Below are 21339 nucleotides of genomic sequence, written 5' to 3'. Positions count from 1 at the left end.
CGGATGCGGAGAGCGCGTTTCGGGTGCGGAGAGCGGGAAAGGTGGTGCGGCGCCGGAGCGCCGCACCACCCTGGAGCCGTGCCGGACCGGTCAGGCGATCGAGAAGGTGACGACCGTCTGGTAGGTGTCGGCGAACATGAACGGCGGCAGCTGGATCATCCCGGCGCCGCCGACGGCGAACTCACCACCGGTCAGCTCGTCCCCGCCGGCGGCCTGGGAAGCCACCTTCATCGGCGTGTCGGAGATCGCGCCGGGCGTACCCGCGGAGCAGGTGCTCGGGCTGTCCGGGTTGGTCACGGTGCAGGACGGCTGGATGCCGATCTGCGCCTTCGCCATCGAGTGGCCGGTCGTCTGGTTCAGGAACGGCGTACGCGTCGCCGTCACGTCCCAGCCGAGGGAGCCGCCGCGGAAGTCCTGGACGGTCGCGGCGTTGAAGACGCCGACCACCGACTGGGCCTTGCCGTTGATGGTGACCGAGCCGAAGCTGACGGCCGGCTGGCCGTCCTTCGGGCCGAGGGCCAGCGGTCCGGGCAGCACCTCCACGTCGACCGGGTTCTTCACGCCCGCCTGGTCCTCCAGGTACACGAAGGCCTTGTACGGGGTGATCGATCCGTCGATCTTGATGGCGTCGGCCTTCTTGGTGACCGTGATGTTGCAGGTGGCGGCGCCGGACGCGGCCGCCGAGCCGGTGCCGGCGTCACCGGTGGCCACACCGGCGAGCAGCGCGGAACAGGTGACCGGGCCGGCCGGGAAGTTGGCGCCGGTGACGACGACGGCGGTGCCCGCCTTGCCGCTGTTGGGCGTCAGCTTCGTGGTGACCGGGTCCTTGGGCAGGGCCTCGACGGCGATCGAGCCGAGCGCGGCGCTGGGGCGCGGCTTCGGCGTGCAGACGGTGGTGAAGACCGTGCCGCCGAGGTCGGCGTCGGTCACCATCTGGTCGAGCTTGACGTCGATCGTCTGGCCCTCGGTGCCGTCCGGGATCTTGATGGTGCCCGTGACCGGGCCCGGGTCGAGGGGCACGCCCGGGGTGACGGTGACCGTCTCGGGTGCGCCGGTGACCGTCTGGGCGGAGCCGCCCACGAGCAGGGCGACCTTGGTGGTGTTCTTGGTGGTCACCGCGAACTGCGGGATCAGCGGGCTGGCGCCCGGGTCGATCGTGATCGGGACGACGTCCCCGGCCTTCGCGCCGTCCGGCACGGTCACCGTGAAGTTCTGATTGCCCGAACCGTCGGGCTGCGGCGCCGGGGCGTCGCACTCCACGAACACCGCTGTGGTCTTGGTCGCGGCCTGCGCCGTGCCCGTCAAGGCCACGACGCCACCCGTCAGGGCCAGGGACAACGCGCCCGCCCCGGCCAGAACTCTTCGTCGGAACGTTGTACTCACTGGGTCGCGACTCCTTCGTCAGACGAACCCCTCCCCCCACCCGCTGTGTGGAGGAGGTCGAGCCGGTGCGGTGGCCGACATTGACGCGTCGCGGTGATGAGAAGTCAATGACTTGTTTTCGGGTGAAGGGCACAGAAATTGATGTGCCATCAGAACAGGTCTGATGGCACATCGGATACCGACCGGTTGGTGAGGTCTACGGCCGCCCGTCGGCCGGTGTGTGCAGCAGCCGGTTCGGGGTGCCGGCCGGGAGGCCGGTGATGTGGTCGGGCAGGGCGGCGCGTGCCAGGGCCTCGGAGACCTGGGCCGGGGTCTTCGCCGTGCCGCCCGCCAGGATCAGCGCGGCGACACCCGTCACGTGCGGGGCGGCCATGGAGGTCCCGGTCGCCCGGGCGAGGGCCGTGGGCGAGCCCTTCCAGGCCGAGGTCACCGCCACGCCGGGCGCCGAGATGTCCACGCAGGGGCCGTAGGCGGAGAACGGGGCCCGCCGGTCCTCGGCGTCGGTCGCGCCGACCGTGATGGCCTCCGGCACGCGGGCCGGCGACCCGGTGCAGGCGTTCGAGCCGTCGTTGCCCGCGGCCACCGTGAAGGTGATCCCGGCGCGCACCGCCCGCCTGACCGCCGAGTCCAGGGCGAAGCTCGGGGTCCCGCCCATGCTCATGTTCGCGACGGCCGGGGTGCCGGGGGTCTTGGCGGCGTCCTTCACCAGCCATTCGAGGCCGCTGAGGATGTCCGACAGACTGCCCGAGCCCCGGCAGTCGGCCACCTTCACCGCGACCAGGGAGACCCCCTTCGCCACCCCGTACGTGGCCCCGCCGACGGTTCCCGCGACGTGCGTGCCGTGGCCGTTGCAGTCGGCGGAGGACTGCATGAACACGGCGTTGTAGCCCGCCCGGGCGCGGCCGCCGAACTCCTGGTGGAGGGTGTTGATCCCGGTGTCCACGATGTACGCGGTGACCCCCTGCGCCTTGGTCGCGTACGCGTAGGAACCGTCGAGCGGGAGCTCGCGCTGGTCGATGCGGTCCAGTGGCCAGGGCGCGGAGGTCTGGGTCTGGGTGTCGTTGGTACGGAACTCCGCGTCCGGCTCCACGGAGGCCACCCGCGGGTCCTTGGCCAGGGCGGCGGCGCGGGCGGCCGTGGTACGGACCGCGAACCCGCTGAGGGCGGTGTTGTAGACGGCGCCGACCTTGTCGCCCGCCTCGGCCGCCTCGGCGGCGAGGGCGCGGAGCGGGGCCCGCCGGGCGGTGTCCTTGAGGACCACGACGTACGGGGCGACGGCGTTGTGGGCGGAGGCGTCGGAGCCGTCGGAGCCGTCGGATCCGGGCGGCAGGGCGGTGGCCGCCGCGAGCAGGGCGGCGGCCGGGAGCAGGGCGGTGAATGCGGTCATGCGGCCGATGCTCGGCGAGGCGCGGCGCGGGCGCGCGGAGGGTGCGCCGAGTGGGCGCACGACACGCCGACGGGGGAGTTACCCGGGGTGGGGCGCCTGCCCGGGGTGTTCCGGGGTGACGACCCAGCCGCGCATCGTGAAGAGGCCCTCGTCCTCGGCGCCGGAGGAGGCGTAGGTGGCGAGGGCGGCCTCGTTGTCGGTGTCCACGCCCACCCACATGCCGTAACACCCGCGCGCCCGGGCCTCGTCGGCGAGGGCCAGGGTCAGGGCGCGTCCGATGCCGCGCCGGCGGTAGCCCTCGTCCACGGAGAGCTCGTACAGGCACATCTCCGTGCCCTTGTCGGGGTGGGTCATCTCGACGCCGGAGACCATGCCGGCGGGGATGTCGTCGACGTAGGCGATGAGCATCAGGTGACCCTGCGAGGCGAGGAACCGCTCGGACCAGTCCAGTCGGGCGGGGCCGTCGAAGAGCCCCTCCGCGGCTTGGAAGTCGGCGACGGTACGGGCGGGGCGGATGTCCATGGCCGTCACGATAATGGCCCCGCGACGAGCAACGACCGCGTTTCCCGCACAGCGTGGCGACCTCAGCCCCGCCCGCGCAATATTCAGCCCCTGCGGCAAAACAGCCCCGGCGGCAAAATCAGCCTCGCCGGCGTTTGAGGCGCGGGGGTCCGGGGGCGGAGCCCCCGCAACGGCGCCGCACCGAAGCCTCCAGCCCCGCCGGCGATCGAGGCGCAGGCCCGGGGCACGCCCCGGCGGCGTCCGGTTCACCCCCGGAGGGCAACGGCGGCGGCGTACCCCACAGGCGCCGCCAGATCCAGCAGCACCCACCCCGGCACCACCGCCGGCGCCGGCCCCGCCCCGACGTACGGCTCGGTCAGCCCCAGCGCCAAGCCGGCCCCCGTCGCCTTCAGGTACGCCTCCTTGCGCGACCACACCCGCGCCAGCGCCACCCGCCGCTGCTCCTCGGGCAGCGCGGTCAGCTCGGCGCTCTCCGCCGGGTTCAGCGAACCCACCACGTCCGCCACCGCCGCCGGGGTCGGGACGGCCTCCACGTCGACCCCCACCGCGGCCGCCGCGAAGGCGAAGTACGCCAGGTCCCCGCTGTGCGACAGCGAGAAGTGGACCCCGCCCCCGACCACAGCCGGCCGGCCGTGCGGAGCGCCGCAGCACGGGCAGTCCTCCCGCGTCAGAGCGACCTTCTCCGGCGCCAGCCCCAGGTATCCGCCGAGCAGCACCCGCAGCCCGACGTGCGAGGCGAGGTACCGCTGCCGGTCGCCGGCCCGCACCAGCCGCCCCGCCCGCTCCCGTTCGGCCGCGTCCAGGATCGGCAGCGCTTCCTCGACCCGGAGCCCGCCGACCGCGGCCAGTGTGGTGTCCAGGGACCACACCGTGATGTCCGTGCCGACCGGAGGAGCGCCGATCAGGGGTGTGTCGCCGCTGAGTTGGTTCACGTACTCGGTCACCCGCTGAGGGTAGACGAGGCGGTTGACGCGCTGGTTGTCTCTGATGCTTGCCCTTTCCACCGCACCGATACCAGGGGGACTCCCACCATGCACAACGCCGTCGTGACACCGGAAGGCGACCGGATCCGCTGGGTCGAACTGCCCGGAGCGGAGCCCGCCCGCGTGTACCTGCACGGGCTGGGCTCGACCTCGCCCGCCTACTTCGCGGCGAGCGCCGTGCACCCGCTGCTGGTCGGCCGGCGTTCGCTGCTGGTCGACCTGCTCGGGCACGGGCACAGCGACCGGCCCGAGGCGTTCTCGTACACCCTGGAGGCGCACGCGGACGCCCTGGCCCAGGCGCTCGACGCGGCCGGCGCGGACGGAGCCGAGGTCATCGCGCACAGCATGGGCGGCGCGGTGGCCATCGTGCTGGCCGCCCGGCATCCCCGGCTGGTCTCCCGCCTGGTGCTGGTGGACGCCAACCTGGACCCGGCGCCGCCGGTCCCCGCCGCCGTCGGCAGCAGCGGGATCGCCTCCTACACCGAGGAGGAGTTCCTGGCAGGCGGCTGGGCCGAGGTCCGCGACCGGGTCGGCGCGCACTGGTGGTCCACCATGCGGCTGGCGGACCGTGCCGCCCTGCACCGCACCGCGGTCCACCTCGCCGCCGGTACCACGCCCACCATGCGGGAGCTGCTGCTGGAGCTGAAGATCCCGCGCACCTACCTGCTCCCGGAGGCGGACGGGCCGCTCGCGGGGGCCGAGGCGCTGGAGGCGGCCGGCGTGGCCGTCGTCCCCGTCCCGGACTGCGGGCACAACATCATGCTGGACAACCCCAAGGCCTTCGCCCGGGCCACGGCGGCCGCCCTCGCCCGCGACTAACGCCGCACGCCGGCCGAGGCCGTGGTGCGCTCCGGTATCCGGGAGCCCGGGGAGGGAGTCCCGTCGGTCCAGGCGTAGACGTGCTTGCCCCGCACGGCGACCTGGTACTGGTGGAAGTCCCGGCACTCGGGCCGCTCCTCGGCCCGGGTGTCGCGCGGCCACCATTTCGCGGCCAGCTCCGTCGCGCCCAGCCGCTTCGGGCTCCCGGCGGTGCACTGCGGGCCGTCCAGCGGGGTCGCGCCCAGCGTGAACCGGATCAGCCGGGCCTCGCCGCTGGTGCGCGCCCGTATCCGTACGTCGGTGGCGTCCTTGGGTATCCACGACGGCAGTGCGAACGCGGTCTCCCCGCGCGCCGGTGCCTCGGCGGCGGTCGCGAACCGCTTCTGCCGCTCCTTGAAAACGCGGTCGTTGACGGCATCTGTGACCGGGTTGGGCGGGAGGTTGGGCAGCGCGAAGGCCGCGGTGGCGAGGGCTCCCACGGTGGCTGCTGCGACGACGAGCGGGCGACGGCGGTTCATGCCACAAGTGTTCGCCGCGCGACCCCCGAGGCGCGTCCCTCCCCAGGACGAACCGGACGTCTGCCGGAAGTAGCACACGGCGTCATACCTGAGTCCCGGTCGTCGTACCTGAGTCCCGGCCGGCACACCCGAGTTCCGTGTACTCCGTTCCGGCGGTGAAGCCGCGAACGCATCCGGACCGCGGACGGCGCCGATATTCCTTCTCCGAGAGTGATCCCCAGCCGCCGCCCGGGAGTCCGGGCGGCGGACGCCAACTCCCGGAGGACTCCCGTGCGCCGTCGTCCCGTACCCGCCCTTTCCGCCGCCGCCATGGCGGCCGTCCTGGCCGTCGCCGCCCCCGCGTCCGCCACCCCCGGCCCCGCCGCGCCCGCGGACAAGCCCCAGGTGCTCAGCGGCTGGACGCGGACCAGCGCGGCGAGCCAGGACGCGTGGGCCGCGGCGCGCGCGAACCGGGGCCAGTGGTCGGCGTACGGCTTCGACTGGTCGACCGACTACTGCACCACGTCCCCGGACAACCCGTTCGGGTTCCCCTTCCGGACCGCGTGCGCCCGCCACGACTTCGGCTACCGCAACTACAGGGCGGCCGGGTCCTTCGACGCCAACAAGTCCCGTCTGGACGAGGCCTTCCACGCGGACCTCAAGCGGGTCTGCGCGCGGTACTCGGGAGCCAGGAAGACCTCCTGCACCGGCACGGCCTGGACCTACTACCAGGCGGTCAAGGCCTTCGGTGTCCCCGCGCAAGACACCCCCGCGGCCTGACCCGAAGCCGCACCGACCGGCTCGGCGGGGTGCTTACGGCCTCGCTACGGCCTGCTCGCTAAAGTCCCGCTGACCTGCACGAAAGCCCTCCACTGAGGGAGGGCTCCGGGGTGGGACGTGGAGAGTGCCCCCGGCAGGACTCGAACCTGCGGCCAAGTGCTTAGAAGGCACCTGCTCTATCCACTGAGCTACGGGGGCCGGAAGGTGGCCGTGTGGCCTGGAGCCCCGGGTGGGGGTGGGGCTGTGGTCCATGCCGGGTCAAGGATAGGGCTCCGGTTGCCTTGTCCCGGTTGCTTCACCCGCGTGCCACGATGTGGAGGTTCGGTGAAGCGGTCCCGATAATCGCAGGCAGGTGCGATTCTCGCACCGCTTTTGCGCCGCGGCGCCCTGGGTGTTGTGCACTCGTTATGCCTGCGCCCCACTCGTCCGCTCTGTCCATCATGTCCCGCTGAAGTCGCGGTCGGCGCGCAGAGGGCGTATAAGCTTCAAAAATGGTCCCAAATTGGGCATTCTTCGCATGTGGTGACCTTGGATGTTCGGCCTCAGCTGCTCGATGCCCTGTCCGCCCTGCGCGACCGGGTCGCGTCCGTGCGTCTGCCGCTGCCCCTGCCCGGCGCTCCACGCGCCCGCCAGACCAGAGCCGAGCTGCTCGCGCAGCTCGACGACTACCTCGTACCCCGGCTCAAGGCGCCCGAGGCGCCGCTGCTCGCCGTAGTCGGCGGGTCGACCGGGGCCGGCAAATCAACGCTCGTCAACTCCCTCGTCGGACGGCAGGTCAGCGAGGCGGGGGTGCTGCGCCCGACCACGCGCACCCCGGTGCTTGTCTGCCATCCGGATGATCATTACTGGTTCGCCGGGATGCGGGTCCTGCCCGACCTGATGCGCGTCTGGGCGCCGCAGGGGGAGGAGGAACCCCCTCCACCCCCGCAGCGCCACGGCTCCCACGGGACCACGCACGCCACCCGGGAGCTGCGGATCGAGACCGTCTCGACCCTGCCCCGCGGGCTCGCCGTCCTCGACGCCCCCGACATCGACTCCCTCGTCGTCGAGAACCGGACCCTCGCCGCCGAGCTCATCTGCGCCGCCGACGTCTGGGTCATGGTCACCACCGCCTCCCGCTACGCCGATGCCATCCCCTGGCACCTGCTGCGCACCGCGAAGCAGTACAAGGCAGCCCTCGTCATCGTCCTCGACCGGGTCCCGCACCAGGTGCTCGCCGAGGTCTCCCGCCAGTACGGGGCGCTGCTGACCCGGGCCGGGCTGGGCGAGGTGCCGCGCTTCACCGTGCCCGAACTGCCCGAATCGGCCGGCGGAGGCGGGCTGCTGCCGGCCAGCGCCGTCGCGCCGCTGTCCGCCTGGCTCACCCACCACGCGCAGGACCCGGCGGCCCGTCAGTACGCCGTCGGACGCACCGCGCTGGGCGCGCTGGACTCCCTCAAGCGGCGGATGCCCGAGCTGGCCTCCGCCGTCGCCGCCCAGCACGCCGCCGCCGTACGGCTGACCTCGGCCGTCGAGGACGCGTACAAGAGGGAGGGCAAGCGGGTCCGCAGCCGGCTCGACAGCGGCGCCGTCCTCTCCGGGGACGCGCTCACCCGCTGGCGCGGCTACCCGCTCGACACCACCGCCGACGAGCTGCTCGACTCGCTCGCCGAATCCCTCGCCGCGCTCCTCCAGTGCGCCGTGGCCGCCGCAGACGAGCGGATCGCCGAGGCCTGGCGGCGCGAACCCGCCTCCGGAGCGGTGGCCCTGCCCGCGCCCGACCGGGAGGCGGCGGAACGTATCGGCATGGCCGTACGGCGCTGGCGGCGGGTCCTGGAGGAACTCGCCGAGGAAGAGGTCGGGAAGCTCGACAAGCAGCCCGCGCCCGACCCCGACGCGGTCGCGGCCCTCCTCGTCGCCGCCCTCCTCGGCGGCAAGCGGGCCCGGCCCGCCGGGGAGAAACTCGCCGAACGGATCGGCGTCCAGGCCGCCGTACGGCTGCGCGACCGGGGCGGGGAACTCGTCGGCGACCACCTCGACCAGGTGCTGCGCGCCGAACGGGACCGCCGCCTCGCACCGCTGGAAGCGCTCGAAGTGACCCCGGAACCACAGGCCGAGCTGATCGCCGCGCTGTCCGTACTGCAGAAGGAGAGGTGACGCCGTGACCGCCCTGACCGACCGCACCGACGACCGCTGGGACGACGGACTCATCGCGCGCTCGCGCCCCCAGGCCCTCGACCAGGACGACGAGCGCGACGGCGAGGACGGCGACGACGCCCTCGTACGGGCCGTCTCCGGCACCGTCTCCGGCGCGGGCAGCGACGGCGGCAAGGCGCCCGCCGCCCCGCTCAGCCCCGAAGGGCAGGCCCTGCGGCTGCGCCTCGACGCGCTGCGCCAGCTCGTCGGACTGTCCCGGACCCGGCTCGACGGCAAGACCCTCGCCGAGGCCGGCCGGGTCCTCGACGAGGCGGCCGCGCGCCGCGGGCTGTCACCGCAGCACACGGTCGTCGCGATCGCCGGAGCCACCGGAAGCGGCAAGTCCACGCTCTTCAATTCACTCGCCGGAGTGCAGATCTCCGAGACCGGTCTGCGCCGCCCGACCACCGCCGCGCCCATCGCGTGCAGCTGGTCGGACGGGGCCGCCGGGCTCCTGGACCGGCTGGAGATCCCGGGACGGCTGCGCCGGCGGCCCCGCGAGACCTCGGAGGCGGAGGCGCTGCGCGGGATGGTCCTCGTCGACCTGCCGGACCTGGACTCGGCGGTCGGCGCGCACCGGGACCACGTGGACCGGGTGCTGGGACTGGTCGACGCCGTGGTGTGGGTGGTGGACCCGGAGAAGTACGCGGACGCGGTGCTCCACGAGCGCTACCTGCGGCCGCTGGCCGGGCACGCCGAGGTGACGTTCGTCGTCCTGAACCAGGTGGACCGGCTGCCGGGGGAGTCGGCCGATCTCGTACTGGACGACCTGCGGCGACTGCTCGACGACGACGGCATCGCGCTCGGCGAGCACGGCGAACCGGGCGCCACCGTGCTCGGACTCTCCGCCCTCACGGGTGAAGGCGTCGGGGAACTGCGCGAACTCCTCGCACAGTTCACCCAGGAGAAGGGAGCCGCGACCCGGCGGATCTCGGCGGACGTGGACCGGGCCGCCGTACGGCTGCGCCCGCTGTACGTGGCCGACGGGCACGCCGGGCCCGAGATCGGCGAAGCCACCCGCGCCGAGTTCGAGGACCGGCTCGCGGAGGCCGTCGGGGCGTACGCGGCCGGGCTCGCCGCCGAGCGCGCCTGGCGCCGCAACGCCGGGAAGGCCTGCGGGACACCGTGGCTGCGGCTGTGGCGGTGGTACGAGAGCCGGCGCGCCCCGCGCTCGCTGGCCGGGCTGGCGGCCCTCGCGGCGATCGGGCGCACCTACACGCCCTACGACGCGCCGGCCGAGGAGGAGGTGACCGCGCGTCAGCGCGTCGAGCAGGCGGTACGGACCGTCGCCGAGGAAGCGGTCATCGGACTGCCCGACCCCTGGGCGCAGGCGGTGCGCGAGACCGCGGTGCGGGGCGCCGAACGGCTCCCGGAGGCGCTGGACGAGATCGCGGTGACGCTGGGCGCTGCGGTCGCCGTGCCGGGCGCCAAGCCGCCGCGGCCCACGTGGTGGCCGGCGGCGGTGCTGGCACAGGCCGCGATGACGCTGCTCCAGGTCTACGGGGGGCTGTGGCTGGTCGGCCAGATCGTCGGGGTCCTGGAGCCGCGCCTGCTGCCGCCGGTGCTGCTGATGGTGGCGGGCATCGTCGGCGGGCCGCTGGTGGAGTGGGCCTGCTCCCTCGCCGCCCGGGGGCCGGCCCGGCGCTACGGGCAGGACGCCGAGCGGCGGCTGCGGCAGGCGGCGGCCGGCTGCGGGCGGGCCCGGGTGCTGGAGCCGGTGGCGGCGGAACTGCTGCGCTACCGGGAGGTGCGCGAGCAGTACGCGACGGTGGCGAAGTTTTCCACAACCCGCCAGTAATCCACAGGCCGGAGCGGGAATCCGGGGGCCGCGCCAGCATGGTCGTACCTCGTGCGGATGGTCCGTACGGGTGCGGTACGCAGGGGAGGGGTGGCCGGGATGAACGACACCCGAGTGACGCTCGTGGGCCATGTGGCGACGCAGATCGACTTCAAGGAGACGCCGAGCGGGCCGTCGGCGAGGTTCCGGTTCGCGGTGACACCGCGGTACTTCGACCGGAAGAGGGAAACCTGGACGGACGCGCCCACCAGCTTCTACACGGTGTGGGCGCACCGCACCCTCGCGGTGAACCTGGCCGGGTCCGTGTCGGTCGGCGAACCGCTCGTGGTGCACGGCCGGCTGCGCGTCCGGGAGGATCCGCCCGACACGGAGGGCAACCGCTGGTTCTCGGCGGACATCGACGCGATCGCCATCGGACACGACCTCAGCCGCGGTACGGCGGCCTTCCGCAGGGTCGTCAGGACGGACGTCCCGCTGATGGCCACTCAGAAGGCGGCGGTGGTCTGAGTGTTCGAGGCGGTTAGGATTCCCCGGTACTCACGGGCACCAGGGTCTTTGGCCCGAAGGGGAAGACTGTGTCGATTGCCGTTCCCGCATCCTCCGTACCCACCATCGCGTCCGCGTCGCGGACGGCCTCAACCGGCGCCGCTCGCACCGCTGTTCCGGATACTCCTGTCGTGCCTGCTCCCGCCCGGGCCGCGGCCGCGGATTCCGCTTCCGTTCCGGGTCCGGTACGGGGCTCCGCCCGGCGTCCGCTGGCGGTGGCGCTGCTCACCGCCGCCCTCGCCGCCGCGCCGGGGGCGCAGGCAGCCGCGGACGCCGACCCGGCGGGCCGCGCACCGGAGGGTGCGAGGGCCGTGCTGGACGGGCTGAAGACCTACGGCCAGGCGGTCGTGCGCACCAGAGACGGCTCGGTCCGGCAGATCCCGGCAGGGCTGTACGAGATGCGGGTCGACGGCGGCGGCATGCTCCAGACCTACGGGGTCGGCGCGGCGGGCTACGCGCAGCCCCAGGCCCGGTACACGGAGAGCGGATGGGGCGCGAGCGCGCTCGCGGGGAACGGGGAGGCGGGCCGGATCCGCTGGGTGCTGGAGCACTCCTACCCCCAGCTGAACGACCTGGTGGGCCTCGCGAAGGCCGCCGGAGCCGGGTCGCTCACGGCGGAGAGCGCGGCCGCCGGAACGCAGGTGGCCATCTGGCGGCTGGCGGACGGGGCCCAGGTCGAGGCCGCGGACCCGGCGGCGGAGAAGCTGGCCGACTACCTCCAGCGGGCCGCCGGCAAGCTGCCGGAGCCGCCGGCATCGCTGGGGCTGGACCCGGGCGAGGTCTCGGGCGAGGTGTCGGGACCGGTCGGCAGCCGGCTCGGCCCGATCACGGTGCGGACGGGTGCGCAGAGCGTGACCGTGACCCCCGACGCGGCGGCCGCCGCCATGGGGGTGCGGGTGGTGGACGCCGAAGGGCGGCCGCTGACCACCGCCGCCAACGGCACCCGGCTGTACTTCGAGGTGCCGGTGGGCACGCCCGACGGGTCGGCCTCGGTCACCGTCCAGGGCGCCACGAAGGTGCCGGTCGGGCGGGTCTTCACCAGCGGCATCCCCTCACAGGCGCAGATCGTGGCCGGCTCCAGCGAGTCGGCGACGACCGTCACCGCGAAGGCGATGTGGCCGAAGGCGCGGACGGTCCCGTCGGGCGAGGGGGTCAGCCCGCACGCCGTCACGGTCGGCGAGCTGACCGCCCCCGGGCAGGGCTCGGTGGCCGCGGGCGCCTCGGGGGCGTCCGCCGGATCCGCCACGGGGGTGACATCCGGGGCCGCCTCGGAGGACACCCCGGACGGGGAGCGGCTGGCCACCAGCGGCAGCTCCGCGGCCACGCCGGTGATCGCCTCGCTGGCGGTGGGCTTGGTGGTACTGGGCGGGATGGTCGTCCTGCTGCTGCGCAAGCGGCCGCTGGAGGACGAGGAGAACTGAGCGGTCCGGCCCCGGCGGGCGGGGCCGGACGCCGCGGTCCCGATCGCGCGCGCTGATTCCCTCCCCGCACCTTCGGGTAGGCGGATGGAATGGCTGATCAGGAGCTGACCTGGAGGGGCGCGGTCGCGCGGTGGGACCGGGCGTTGTTCGACGCGGTGGCGCGACGGCACTGGCCCGGCGCCGACCGGGTGCTGCCCGCGCTCGGCCGGGCCGCGAACCACGGGGTGCTGTGGGGCGGGACCGCCGCGGCGATCGCCGTCTTCGGTTCGGCCCGGGCGCGCAAGGCCGCCCTGGGCGGGGCCGCCTCGCTGGCGCTGGCCTCGGCGACCGTCAACACCGTCGGGAAGTGGTCCGTGCGCAGGCCGAGGCCGCTGCTGGTCGGGGTGCCGGCGGTCCGGCAGCTGGCCACGCAGCCGCAGACCACCTCGTTCCCGTCGGGGCACTCGGCGTCCGCCTTCGCCTTCGCCACCGGGCTGGCACTGCGGTCCCCGGGGTGGGGGGCCGTCGTGGCGCCGGTGGCCGCGTCGGTGGCGTTCTCCCGCGTGTACACGGGCGTGCACTACCCGTCGGACGTGGCGGCGGGCGCCGCGCTCGGGGCGGCGGCGGGGTTCGTCGTCAACCGGCTCGCGCGGGACGCGGAGGACGCCCGGGTCGTGCCCGGTGACGAGCGGAAGGCGGCCGGGGCGCCGGCGCTGCCCGACGGGGCCGGGCTGACCGTGGTGGTGAACTCCGGCTCGGGCACGGCGGCCGGCGCGGGCCTCGACGTACTGCGGGCCCGGCTGCCCAAGGCGGAGCTGATCGAGTGCGAGGGCCCGGACCTGGCGCAGACGCTGGCCTCGGCGGCCTCCCGGTCCGCGGTGCTCGGCGTCTGCGGTGGCGACGGCACCGTCAACGCGGCCGCCACCGCCGCCCTGCGGGCCGGCGTGCCGCTGGCGGTCTTCCCCGGCGGCACCCTCAACCACTTCGCCCTCGACCTCGGCCTCGCGGGCCCGGCGGACACCTGCGACGCCATCGCCGCCGGCCAGGCCGTCCACGTAGGCGTGGGCCGCTTCACCCCGACGGGCACCCCGGTCGTCGGCCTGGACTCAACCTCCGACGCGGCCCCCACCGCCGCCCCGGGAAGCGGCGGGTCCGGGTACTTTCTGAACACCTTCAGCATCGGGGCGTATCCCGAGCTGCTCGCGCACCGGCTGCGGTGGGGGCCGCGGATCGGAGGCGGGGCGGCGGCGTTGCTCGCCGCGTGGCGGGTGCTGCGGGCCGAGCGGCCGGTGCGGCTGACGCTGGCGGGGCGGCCCCGTGCCGTCTGGCTGCTGTTCGCGGGCAACGGCACGTACCACGGCACCGGCCCCACGCCCCGCCGCCGCGACAACCTCGGCGAGGGGCTGCTCGACGTACGCCTCGTCTACGGCGGCGGCCGTCCCGCCCCGCGGCTGCTCGCCGCCGCCCTCACCGGCCCGCTCTCCCGCTCGCCGGTCCACACCGCCACCCGGCTCCGCAGCCTGCGCGTCGGCGACATCCCGCCCGGCACCGCCCTCGCCTACGACGGCGAGTACGCGCGGGCGCCGGCCGCCCTCGTCATCGACCAGCTGCCCGACGCGCTCGTCGTGTACCGGCCCGAACGTTCGGATTGAGTCAGAACGTGACGAAGTCTCGTCCCACGGTCGACCCGGACCGGCAGGCTTCCCTACAGTGATGCCAGATTGATGATCATGAAGCTTGTGAAGAGTTAGCTGGTGCCGTCTGTGAACTCGTCCCGGGCCGCCGTAGCGGTCACCGCGTCCCCCGCCCCGTCCGCGGCCCTGTCCTTCGACAGCGGCTGGAACGCCACCGGAGCCGGCGCCGGCGCCGGATCGGGCGCCGACAGCGGCTGGAACCTGGCTGCCCGCGCCTGATCCCGGGGCCCGGGTCCGAGGAGGGGCCGGCTCAGCGCTCCTCGGCCGCCGCGGGCAGGTCCGCGGCGGCCGGGGCGTCGTCGGGGGCGACCGAGGAGCGGCCCCCCGCTCCCGAATCCAGCCCCAGGTCGGCCCGCATCGCGCTGCGCATGACGATCCACGCGTCGTTGATGCGCAGGAGCGTGGCCTGTACGTCCTCGAACGAGCCGTCCGGTGCGGGGGTGCCGTCCTCCAGGCGCATGACCCGGTCGTACGCGTGCGCGAGGGCTTGGGCCAGCGAGTCCAGTTCCTCCAGTACGGCATCGGACGCGACCATCTGGGCCTCGGCGAAGGACGCGTGCATCGCGTGCCGGGCGTCCCCCAGGTCCGCCCGCCCTTGCGCGGTGGTCTCCCCCTTGTGGACGAGCCACAGGTAGTTCATCAGCTCGACGCGGTAGCGGCGGTAGCCGGAGTTGGCGGTGACGTAGCAACCGCGCCGTTTGTCCAGCTCGATGGCCTGCTGCTCGCGCAGCCACTGGGCGTTGGTCATCCGTTCCTGGCGCTCGAACTGGTCGGACTGGACGCGCGCGAGAAGCCGGTGGGACAGGACGGGTGCGAACAGCGTGCCCGTCACGCCGACTATCGCGACGCTGAGCGCGAGCAGGGTGTCGCCCACGGTGCTGCCTCCAAGCGGTAGGGGTCCTGACTCCGGCGCCACCCCGCCGCGACGGACCTTGCCCGTGCGTCCCCCGGGAACCCGGCGGAAGGTGGAGCGGACGCAGCATCCACCAAGGAGCCACCATGATCAAGTTCGAGGCGGAGATCCCCATCCCGGGCTACGGGGCGGGGCAGTACGACTTCGGCGCCGTCCTGGCGACCCGGCCCCAGGCGGCCGTGGACGCGGTCAACCTGGAGGTAGCGGACCGTGCGGCCAACGCGGAGGAGTTCGACGGCCAGGCCTGCGTGATCACCGTCGTCGGCCACTCCGACCGGGACGACACCCCGGGACTGACCCCCGAGCAGCGGCGCGAGAGCGAACGCAACGCGAGCCGGCGCCGCGCCGACGCCGCCGCCGCATGGCTCTTCCGGCAGATCGTCCTGCGCCTCCAGGCGTCGGGCATCACCCCGCCGGCGACCGTGGCCGATCTGCGCGGAACCTCGATCTTCACCGCCGCCGCCGGCGCCGCCGACCTCGTGCACCCGGTCCCGGCGGGCGAGACGGAGCGCCGCGAGAACCGCCGGGTGGTGTTCCTGGTCGCGCACCTCAGGCCGTGACCTGGCAGCCCGGGCCCCGCCTACCAGGCAGGGCCCGGGTGTCCGGAGGCGGCCGCCAGGGCCCGTCACCTGCGAGAACGGGCCCGGAGCGCGACGACGGCCGCGATCGTCAGGCCCCCTGCGGTCGGTGTGCAGGTCAGGGCCCCGGGACCATTCGGGTTTCCCCCGAGGGATGGACGTCAGGCAAGATGGGGTGTATCTGCCCACCATCGATTTGCCGGACGGTTTCTCTTGGCTGAGTTCATCTACACCATGCGCAAGACGCGCAAGGCGCACGGCGACAAGGTGATCCTCGACGACGTCTTCCTGAACTTCCTGCCGGGGGCGAAGATCGGCGTGGTCGGCCCGAACGGTGCCGGCAAGTCCACCGTCCTGAAGATCATGGCGGGCATCGAGCAGCCGTCCAACGGTGACGCGTACCTTTCGCCCGGTTACAGCGTCGGCATCCTCATGCAGGAGCCCAAGCTCGACGAGTCCAAGACGGTCCTGGAGAACGTCGAGGACGGCGTCGCCGAGATCAAGGGCAAGCTCAACCGGTTCAACGCGATCGCCGAGGAAATGGCGACGAACTACACCGACGAGCTGATGGAGGAGATGGGCAAGCTCCAGGACGACCTGGACCACGCCAACGCGTGGGACCTCGACGCCCAGCTGGAGCAGGCCATGGACGCCCTGGGCTGCCCGCCCGGCGACTGGCCCGTCACCAACCTCTCCGGTGGCGAGAAGCGTCGCGTCGCCCTCTGCAAGCTCCTGCTGGAGGCCCCCGACCTGCTGCTCCTCGACGAGCCCACCAACCACCTCGACGCCGAGTCCGTGAACTGGCTGGAGCAGCACCTGGCCCAGTACAAGGGCGCCGTCGTGGCGGTCACCCACGACCGCTACTTCCTCGACAACGTCGCCGAGTGGATCCTCGAACTCGACCGCGGCCGCGCGCACCCCTACGAGGGCAACTACTCCACCTACCTGGAGAAGAAGGCCGAGCGCCTCAAGGTCGAGGGCAAGAAGGACGAGAAGCGCGCCAAGCGCCTCAAGGAAGAGCTGGAGTGGGTCCGCTCCAACGCCAAGGGCCGCCAGGCCAAGTCCAAGGCCCGTCTCGCTCGCTACGAGGAGATGGCGGCCGAGGCCGACAAGATGCGCAAGCTCGACTTCGAGGAGATCCAGATCCCGCCGGGCCCGCGTCTGGGCTCGATCGTGGTCGAGGTCAACAACCTCTCCAAGGCGTTCGGTGACAAGGTCCTCATCGACGACCTGTCCTTCACGCTGCCGCGCAACGGCATCGTCGGCATCATCGGCCCGAACGGCGCCGGCAAGACCACGCTCTTCAAGATGATCCAGGGCCTGGAGCACCCGGACTCCGGCGAGATCAAGGTCGGCGAGACCGTCAAGATCTCCTACGTCGACCAGGGCCGCGCCAACATCGACCCCAAGAAGACCCTCTGGGCGGTCGTGTCGGACGAGCTGGACTACATCAACGTCGGCAACGTCGAGATGCCGTCCCGCGCGTACGTCAGCGCCTTCGGCTTCAAGGGCCCGGACCAGCAGAAGCCGGCCGGCGTGCTCTCCGGCGGCGAGCGCAACCGCCTGAACCTCGCGCTCACCCTCAAGCAGGGCGGCAACCTGCTGCTCCTCGACGAGCCCACCAACGACCTCGACGTCGAGACCCTGGGCTCCCTGGAGAACGCGCTGCTGGAGTTCCCCGGTGCGGCCGTGGTCGTCTCCCACGACCGCTGGTTCCTGGACCGGGTGGCCACGCACATCCTCGCCTACGAGGGCGAGTCCAAGTGGTTCTGGTTCGAGGGCAACTTCGAGTCCTACGAGAAGAACAAGATCGAGCGGCTCGGCCCGGACGCGACCCGTCCGCACCGCGCCACCTACAAGAAGCTCACCCGAGGCTAGGTCGAAGACCATGGCCAGACACCAATACCGGTGCCCCCTCCGCTGGGCGGACATGGATGCCTTCGGGCACGTCAACAACGTCGTCTTCCTCCGCTACCTGGAGGAGGCGCGGATCGACTTCATGTTCCGCCTGGCGCCGGGAGAGGGCAGCGAGTCCTTCACGGGCGGCTCCGTCGTCGCCCGCCACGAGATCGACTACAAGCTGCCCCTCGTGCACCGTCACGAGCCGGTGCTCATCGAGTCCTGGGTGACCCGGATAGGCGCCGCGTCCCTGACCATCCGCTACGAGGTCAAGGACGAGGCGACCGCGGACAGGCCGGAGACGGTCTACGTGCGTGCCGAGACCGTGGTCGTGCCCTACAACCTCGCCGAGGGGCGGCCCCGCCGCATCACGGCCGAGGAGCGGGGCTTCCTGGAGGAGTACCTCGACACGCCGCAGAGCGCCAAGGCCTCGGAAGGGCGCCTCGCGGCATGACCGGACAGCTGCACTTCGCCGACTCCGGGGAGGCGGCGGACCTCGCCGCCTTCCTGGGCCGGCTGGTGCACTACGACCGCGCCGCCGCCGTTCGCCTCCAGGCGGGTGGCGGCGCGCTCGCCGTCTTCGGGCGGCCGCCGTCCTTCGACGTGCTGGCCATCCGCACGGTGCGGCTCGCCGTGCCCGTCGGCACCCCGCTGGACCTGACGGTGTCCGCCGGTGAGCTGCTGGAGTCCGTGGACGAGGCCGCCGCGGGCGCCGTCGTGCCCGGGCCGGTCACCGGCCCGCCCTGGGCCGGGGTGCTGCCGCCGCGCGGCGGCTGGCGACAGGTGCCGGGGCTGCCCGCCGACGAGGCCATCAGGGGCGCCGTGGCCGCCGCCGTCGCCGAATTCCGGGCCCGTGACGAGGCCCTGCCCCCGCAGCACCGGACCCGGTCCGAGCGCGACCGCATCGGCCGCGAGATCTGGTCCCGCACGCTGGGCGACACCGAACTTCCGCTGCGCGCCGTGCACGCCGCGCAGTCCCTGGGCTTCCTGCGCCCGATCCGGACGCCCGTCGCCTCCGCGGCAGCCGGGGCCCCGGCTGCCGGGGGCCCCGAGCCGGTGGCGCTGCTGGCCTCCGGGGGCTGGCTGCGGCTGCGCACCCCGTACGGCTCCATCGCCACGCGCCGCCCGGGCCGGGTCGGCGGGCTGGGCGCGCTCCAGGTCCGGCCGGTCTAGGTTGCCGGTGTAGGTCCGGCCGGTCCAGTTCCGGCCGCTCCAGGTCCGGCCGCGCGCCGGCGGACCCCGCGCGGGCCGACCGGGCGGGCCGACCGCCCCCGGCCGGCCTTCCGGTCGGGGTTCCGCTTGCGGTTCAGCCGGCCGTGTTGATCATCGAGGCGGCCGCGTACGTGAGGTAGCGCCACAGCTTCTCCTCGTACTCCGGCGCCAGGCCCAGCTCGTCCACCGCGACCCGCATGTGCTTCAGCCACGCGTCGTGCGCCGCCGTGTCCACCTGGAACGGGGCGTGCCGCATCCGCAGCCGCGGGTGGCCGCGGTTCTCGCTGTACGTGGTCGGGCCGCCCCAGTACTGCATCAGGAACAGCGTGAACCGCTCCTCGGCGGGGCCGAGGTCCTCCTCCGGGTACATGGGGCGCAGCAGCGGGTCCTCCGCGACCCCCTGGTAGAAGCGGTGGACCAGCCGGCGGAAGGTGTCCTCGCCGCCCACCAGCTCGTAGAAGGTCTGCTCCTGGACCGTGCTCCGCGGAATGTCATTCACCTGACCATCGTCTCAGACACCCGGACGGAGGACCCCGGTCCTAGGACCCCCGTTCGCGGCGGCCGGCGGCAGGCGGTCGCGCCCGGCCGCGCCGGGGCCCGCGCGCGTTCGCACCCCCGGGCCCGGCGCAGGACAGTGGAGGCATGGGCGCACACGCCGAGGTACGCGACATGCGGGAAATCGCGCACGCCGCCCAGGTACGGGAACTGACCGCCGCCGGGGTGCTGGTCGATCCCGCCTGGCGGGCGGCCTTCGAGGCCGTGCCCCGGCACGCCTTCGTGCCGTACTTCTGGACCGGCCGCGGCGCCGGCCACGAGCGGCTGTGGGGCGAGGACCCCGACCCCGAGCGCCGGGCCCGCTGGCTGCGCGGCGTGTACACGGACACCCCGCTCGCGACCCGGCTCCGTGACGGCGAGCTGGTCTCCTCCAGCAGCCAGCCCTCCCTGATGGCGAAGATGCTGAACGCCCTGGACGTGCGCGACGGCCACCACGTGCTGGAGATCGGCGCGGGCACCGGCTACAACGCGGCGCTGCTGTGCCACCGGCTCGGCGACGAGCGCGTCACCACGATCGACCTGGACGAGGAGATCACCGAGTCCGCGCGGGCGCACCTGGCCGCGCTCGGCTACCGGCCGGCGGTGGTCACCGGCGACGGGGCGCGCGGCTGCCCCTCCCGCGCCCCCTTCGACCGGATCCTGGTGACCTGCACGCTGCCGCGGATCCCGCCCGCCTGGCTCGCCCAGTGCCGCCCGGGGGCGCGGATCCTGGCACCGCTGTCGACCGGGCTGATCGCGCTCACGGTCCGGGACGCCGAGCTCGCCGAGGGCCGGTTCCTGCACACCGCGGCCTACTTCGTCCCGCTGCGCGGGGCCACGGCCGCGCCGCCCGCCGAGCCCGGGGCCTCGTACGGACTCCCGTACGAGCTGGTGGAGAACGAGCGCTTCCAGTTCATGCTGGTGCTGACCGCCGGGGCCCTGCACGCCCGCGAGGCGCTGGACCTGTGGCGCGGCGAGGGCCGCCCGGCGCGCGAGCGCTTCGGGGTGACCGTCACCCCGGAGGGCCAGTGGTCATGGCTCGACGATCCCCAGGGGCCCTACGTGTGGCCCCTGGGGGAGGCGGCCCGGTCGTACTCGGACTAGCCGCGCCGGATGGTGATGGTGGTCCAGGCGCCGACGTGGACGCGGTCGCCGTCGGTGAGCGGGACCGGTACGTAGGGCTGGATCGGCTCCTCGCCGCCGTTGATGGTGGTGCCGTTGGTGGAGTTCTGGTCCACCACCGCCCAGCTGCCGTCGGGCTGCTGGACCAGCACCGCGTGCTGGTGCGAGACGCCCGGGTCCTCCGGCGGCACCGACAGGTCGACGTCCGGGGACTCGCCCGTGGAGGCGCGGCGGCGGCCGATGGTGATCTGGCCGCCGGCGAGCGGAAGGCGGAGTTCCGGGGAGTACGCCGGCAGGTTGAGCCCTGCCGCGTCCGGGCCGCTGCGCTGCATCATCGCCATGAAGTACGAGCGGTCGGGTCCGATCGTCGCACTCCAGGAGCCGCCGCCCTGGGACGGGAAGGACTCGTGCTGCCGGCGGGGCTGCTCGTACTCCGGCTGCTCGTACTCCGGCCGCTCGTACGCGGGCTGCTGCTGCGCGGGCGCGTACTCCTGGTGCTGCGCAGGCTGCTGGTACTCCGGCTGCTGGTACTCCTGCTGCGCGGGCGGCGGCGGGGGCTGCTGCTGGTAGTGGGGCTGCTGGTGCTGCTCGTGCGCCGGGGGCGGGAGCAGCCAGTCGTCCTCGCGCTGCAGCGGCTCGGCCGGCCGGTTGACCCGGGAGGGACGGGATCCCTGGTACTCGAAGTGGTCCTGGGAGTACGCGGGCGGAACCGGAGGCGCGGGCGGTGCGGGGGGCGCCACCGGCGGTGCGGGCGGCGGCGGTGGCGGGGCGATGCCCGCGCCCGCACCCGGGCCGCCGCCGGTCCCCATGCCGGGTTCCGGGGCGAGCGGCGTGTACGAGGTCGCCGTACGCGTCAGGAAGTTGTACCGGCACTCCTCGCAGAACGGGGCCATGGCCTCGCGCGGGGTCCGGCACTGCGGGCAGAGCTCGGCCTGGGCGGTCGGCTCGCCCGCGGTGGGAGGAAAGCCGTAACCGTACGACGGCGCCGCGGGAGCCCCCGTGGCGGCGGGGGCAGGGGAAGAGGCAGCCATGCGGTGGCCGCAGACCTCGCACCAGTCGTCGGAACCCGAGTGGTGCCCGTTCGGGCAGGTCGGCAT

21 protein-coding genes and 1 tRNA gene are annotated in these 21339 nt (G+C 73.7%); 13 read left to right on the top strand and 9 right to left on the bottom strand.

The window, feature by feature from the left end; genetic code table 11:
* Positions 1–90: 90 nt before the first annotated feature.
* The 4 genes from OG982_RS09560 to OG982_RS09545 all read right to left on the bottom strand — a co-directional run bounded on the left by OG982_RS09560 (position 91) and on the right by OG982_RS09545 (position 4236).
* Entirely contained in the window at positions 91–1383 is a 1293-nt protein-coding gene (locus OG982_RS09560) for a hypothetical protein (RefSeq protein WP_266948319.1), read from the bottom strand.
* Between the two features lie 196 nt (positions 1384–1579).
* Entirely contained in the window at positions 1580–2770 is a 1191-nt protein-coding gene (locus OG982_RS09555) for a S8 family peptidase (RefSeq protein ID WP_266948317.1), read from the bottom strand.
* Between the two features lie 78 nt (positions 2771–2848).
* Complete coding sequence (locus OG982_RS09550) at positions 2849–3292, bottom strand: GNAT family N-acetyltransferase (protein WP_266948315.1); 444 nt, start codon at positions 3290–3292, stop codon at positions 2849–2851.
* A 245-nt stretch (positions 3293–3537) separates the two neighbouring features.
* Complete coding sequence (locus tag OG982_RS09545; protein ID WP_266948313.1) at positions 3538–4236, bottom strand: 4'-phosphopantetheinyl transferase superfamily protein; 699 nt, start codon at positions 4234–4236, stop codon at positions 3538–3540.
* Positions 4237–4323: 87 nt separating this feature from the next.
* On the opposite strand from OG982_RS09545, the gene OG982_RS09540 reads away from it, so the two are divergent.
* Entirely contained in the window at positions 4324–5094 is a 771-nt protein-coding gene (locus tag OG982_RS09540) for an alpha/beta fold hydrolase (RefSeq protein ID WP_266948311.1), read from the top strand.
* Here the strand turns inward: OG982_RS09540 and OG982_RS09535 are convergent.
* Complete coding sequence (locus OG982_RS09535; RefSeq protein WP_266948310.1) at positions 5091–5612, bottom strand: hypothetical protein; 522 nt, start codon at positions 5610–5612, stop codon at positions 5091–5093. The two genes, OG982_RS09540 and OG982_RS09535, sit on opposite strands and share 4 nt — an antisense overlap.
* Positions 5613–5882: 270 nt before the next feature.
* Between OG982_RS09535 and OG982_RS09530 the strand changes: the two genes are divergently transcribed.
* Positions 5883–6371 carry a phospholipase gene (locus OG982_RS09530; RefSeq protein ID WP_266788033.1) on the top strand — a complete coding sequence of 163 codons (489 nt, stop codon included), beginning with the start codon at positions 5883–5885 and terminating at the stop codon, positions 6369–6371.
* 125 nt (positions 6372–6496) lie between these two features.
* Here OG982_RS09530 and OG982_RS09525 read toward each other — a convergent pair.
* A tRNA-Arg gene (locus tag OG982_RS09525) sits at positions 6497–6569 on the bottom strand.
* A gap of 330 nt (positions 6570–6899) precedes the next feature.
* Between OG982_RS09525 and OG982_RS09520 the strand changes: the two genes are divergently transcribed.
* The 6 genes from OG982_RS09520 to OG982_RS09495 all read left to right on the top strand — a co-directional run bounded on the left by OG982_RS09520 (position 6900) and on the right by OG982_RS09495 (position 14203).
* Positions 6900–8507 carry a GTPase domain-containing protein gene (locus OG982_RS09520; protein WP_266788034.1) on the top strand — a complete coding sequence of 536 codons (1608 nt, stop codon included), beginning with the start codon at positions 6900–6902 and terminating at the stop codon, positions 8505–8507.
* Positions 8508–8511: 4 nt separating this feature from the next.
* Positions 8512–10344, top strand: a complete 1833-nt coding sequence (locus tag OG982_RS09515; protein ID WP_266948308.1) for a GTPase — start codon at positions 8512–8514, stop codon at positions 10342–10344.
* Positions 10345–10443: 99 nt separating this feature from the next.
* Positions 10444–10851: a single-stranded DNA-binding protein gene (locus tag OG982_RS09510; RefSeq protein ID WP_266788036.1), complete on the top strand. Its 408-nt coding sequence runs from the start codon at positions 10444–10446 to the stop codon at positions 10849–10851.
* A gap of 170 nt (positions 10852–11021) precedes the next feature.
* Positions 11022–12311, top strand: coding sequence for a TQXA domain-containing protein (locus OG982_RS09505; protein WP_266948306.1), 1290 nt, complete (start codon positions 11022–11024; stop codon positions 12309–12311).
* An 89-nt stretch (positions 12312–12400) separates the two neighbouring features.
* Positions 12401–13942 carry a bifunctional phosphatase PAP2/diacylglycerol kinase family protein gene (locus OG982_RS09500; RefSeq protein WP_266788038.1) on the top strand — a complete coding sequence of 514 codons (1542 nt, stop codon included), beginning with the start codon at positions 12401–12403 and terminating at the stop codon, positions 13940–13942.
* 102 nt (positions 13943–14044) lie between these two features.
* Entirely contained in the window at positions 14045–14203 is a 159-nt protein-coding gene (locus OG982_RS09495; protein WP_266788039.1) for a hypothetical protein, read from the top strand.
* A 31-nt stretch (positions 14204–14234) separates the two neighbouring features.
* Here the strand turns inward: OG982_RS09495 and OG982_RS09490 are convergent, their stop codons facing one another.
* A complete protein-coding gene (locus tag OG982_RS09490; RefSeq protein ID WP_266788040.1) occupies positions 14235–14858 on the bottom strand; it encodes a hypothetical protein in 624 nt (207 codons plus the stop codon).
* Between the two features lie 125 nt (positions 14859–14983).
* Here OG982_RS09490 and OG982_RS09485 point away from each other — a divergent pair, with 125 nt between their 5' ends.
* From OG982_RS09485 to OG982_RS09470, 4 genes are all read left to right on the top strand, one after another.
* Entirely contained in the window at positions 14984–15457 is a 474-nt protein-coding gene (locus OG982_RS09485) for a hypothetical protein (protein WP_266948304.1), read from the top strand.
* Positions 15458–15688: 231 nt separating this feature from the next.
* Positions 15689–17353, top strand: coding sequence for an energy-dependent translational throttle protein EttA (gene ettA, locus OG982_RS09480; protein WP_266788042.1), 1665 nt, complete (start codon positions 15689–15691; stop codon positions 17351–17353).
* Between the two features lie 10 nt (positions 17354–17363).
* Complete coding sequence (locus OG982_RS09475) at positions 17364–17828, top strand: thioesterase family protein (RefSeq protein ID WP_266788043.1); 465 nt, start codon at positions 17364–17366, stop codon at positions 17826–17828.
* Positions 17825–18547 carry a hypothetical protein gene (locus OG982_RS09470; RefSeq protein ID WP_266948303.1) on the top strand — a complete coding sequence of 241 codons (723 nt, stop codon included), beginning with the start codon at positions 17825–17827 and terminating at the stop codon, positions 18545–18547. Before OG982_RS09475 ends, OG982_RS09470 begins: the two co-directional genes overlap by 4 nt.
* A gap of 133 nt (positions 18548–18680) precedes the next feature.
* On the opposite strand, the gene OG982_RS09465 is transcribed toward OG982_RS09470, so the two are convergent.
* Positions 18681–19085 carry a globin gene (locus OG982_RS09465; RefSeq protein WP_266788045.1) on the bottom strand — a complete coding sequence of 135 codons (405 nt, stop codon included), beginning with the start codon at positions 19083–19085 and terminating at the stop codon, positions 18681–18683.
* Positions 19086–19228: 143 nt separating this feature from the next.
* Between OG982_RS09465 and OG982_RS09460 the strand changes: the two genes are divergently transcribed.
* Positions 19229–20224 (top strand): methyltransferase domain-containing protein, encoded by a 996-nt coding sequence (locus OG982_RS09460; RefSeq protein WP_266948301.1) that lies wholly within the window; start codon positions 19229–19231, stop codon positions 20222–20224.
* Here the strand turns inward: OG982_RS09460 and OG982_RS09455 are convergent.
* Positions 20221–21339: an FHA domain-containing protein gene (locus OG982_RS09455; protein WP_266948299.1), complete on the bottom strand. Its 1119-nt coding sequence runs from the start codon at positions 21337–21339 to the stop codon at positions 20221–20223. The genes OG982_RS09460 and OG982_RS09455 overlap by 4 nt on opposite strands.

The organism is Streptomyces sp. NBC_01551 (assembly GCF_026339935.1).
Classification (GTDB): Bacteria; Actinomycetota; Actinomycetes; order Streptomycetales; family Streptomycetaceae; genus Streptomyces.
This window is presented reverse-complemented; position numbering and strand designations above follow the sequence as displayed.

Bases quoted from the DNA above. Each gene is read 5' to 3' on its own strand.
- OG982_RS09555 (WP_266948317.1), bottom strand. From the start codon at position 2,770: ATGACCGCATTCACCGCCCTGCTCCCGGCCGCCGCCCTGCTCGCGGCG.
- OG982_RS09550 (WP_266948315.1), bottom strand. From the start codon at position 3,292: ATGGACATCCGCCCCGCCCGTACCGTCGCCGACTTCCAAGCCGCGGAG.
- OG982_RS09540 (WP_266948311.1), top strand. From the start codon at position 4,324: ATGCACAACGCCGTCGTGACACCGGAAGGCGACCGGATCCGCTGGGTC.
- OG982_RS09535 (WP_266948310.1), bottom strand. From the start codon at position 5,612: ATGAACCGCCGTCGCCCGCTCGTCGTCGCAGCAGCCACCGTGGGAGCC.
- OG982_RS09510 (WP_266788036.1), top strand. From the start codon at position 10,444: ATGAACGACACCCGAGTGACGCTCGTGGGCCATGTGGCGACGCAGATC.
- OG982_RS09500 (WP_266788038.1), top strand. From the start codon at position 12,401: ATGGCTGATCAGGAGCTGACCTGGAGGGGCGCGGTCGCGCGGTGGGAC.
- OG982_RS09485 (WP_266948304.1), top strand. From the start codon at position 14,984: ATGATCAAGTTCGAGGCGGAGATCCCCATCCCGGGCTACGGGGCGGGG.
- OG982_RS09475 (WP_266788043.1), top strand. From the start codon at position 17,364: ATGGCCAGACACCAATACCGGTGCCCCCTCCGCTGGGCGGACATGGAT.
- OG982_RS09470 (WP_266948303.1), top strand. From the start codon at position 17,825: ATGACCGGACAGCTGCACTTCGCCGACTCCGGGGAGGCGGCGGACCTC.
- OG982_RS09460 (WP_266948301.1), top strand. From the start codon at position 19,229: ATGGGCGCACACGCCGAGGTACGCGACATGCGGGAAATCGCGCACGCC.
- OG982_RS09455 (WP_266948299.1), bottom strand. From the start codon at position 21,339: ATGCCGACCTGCCCGAACGGGCACCACTCGGGTTCCGACGACTGGTGC.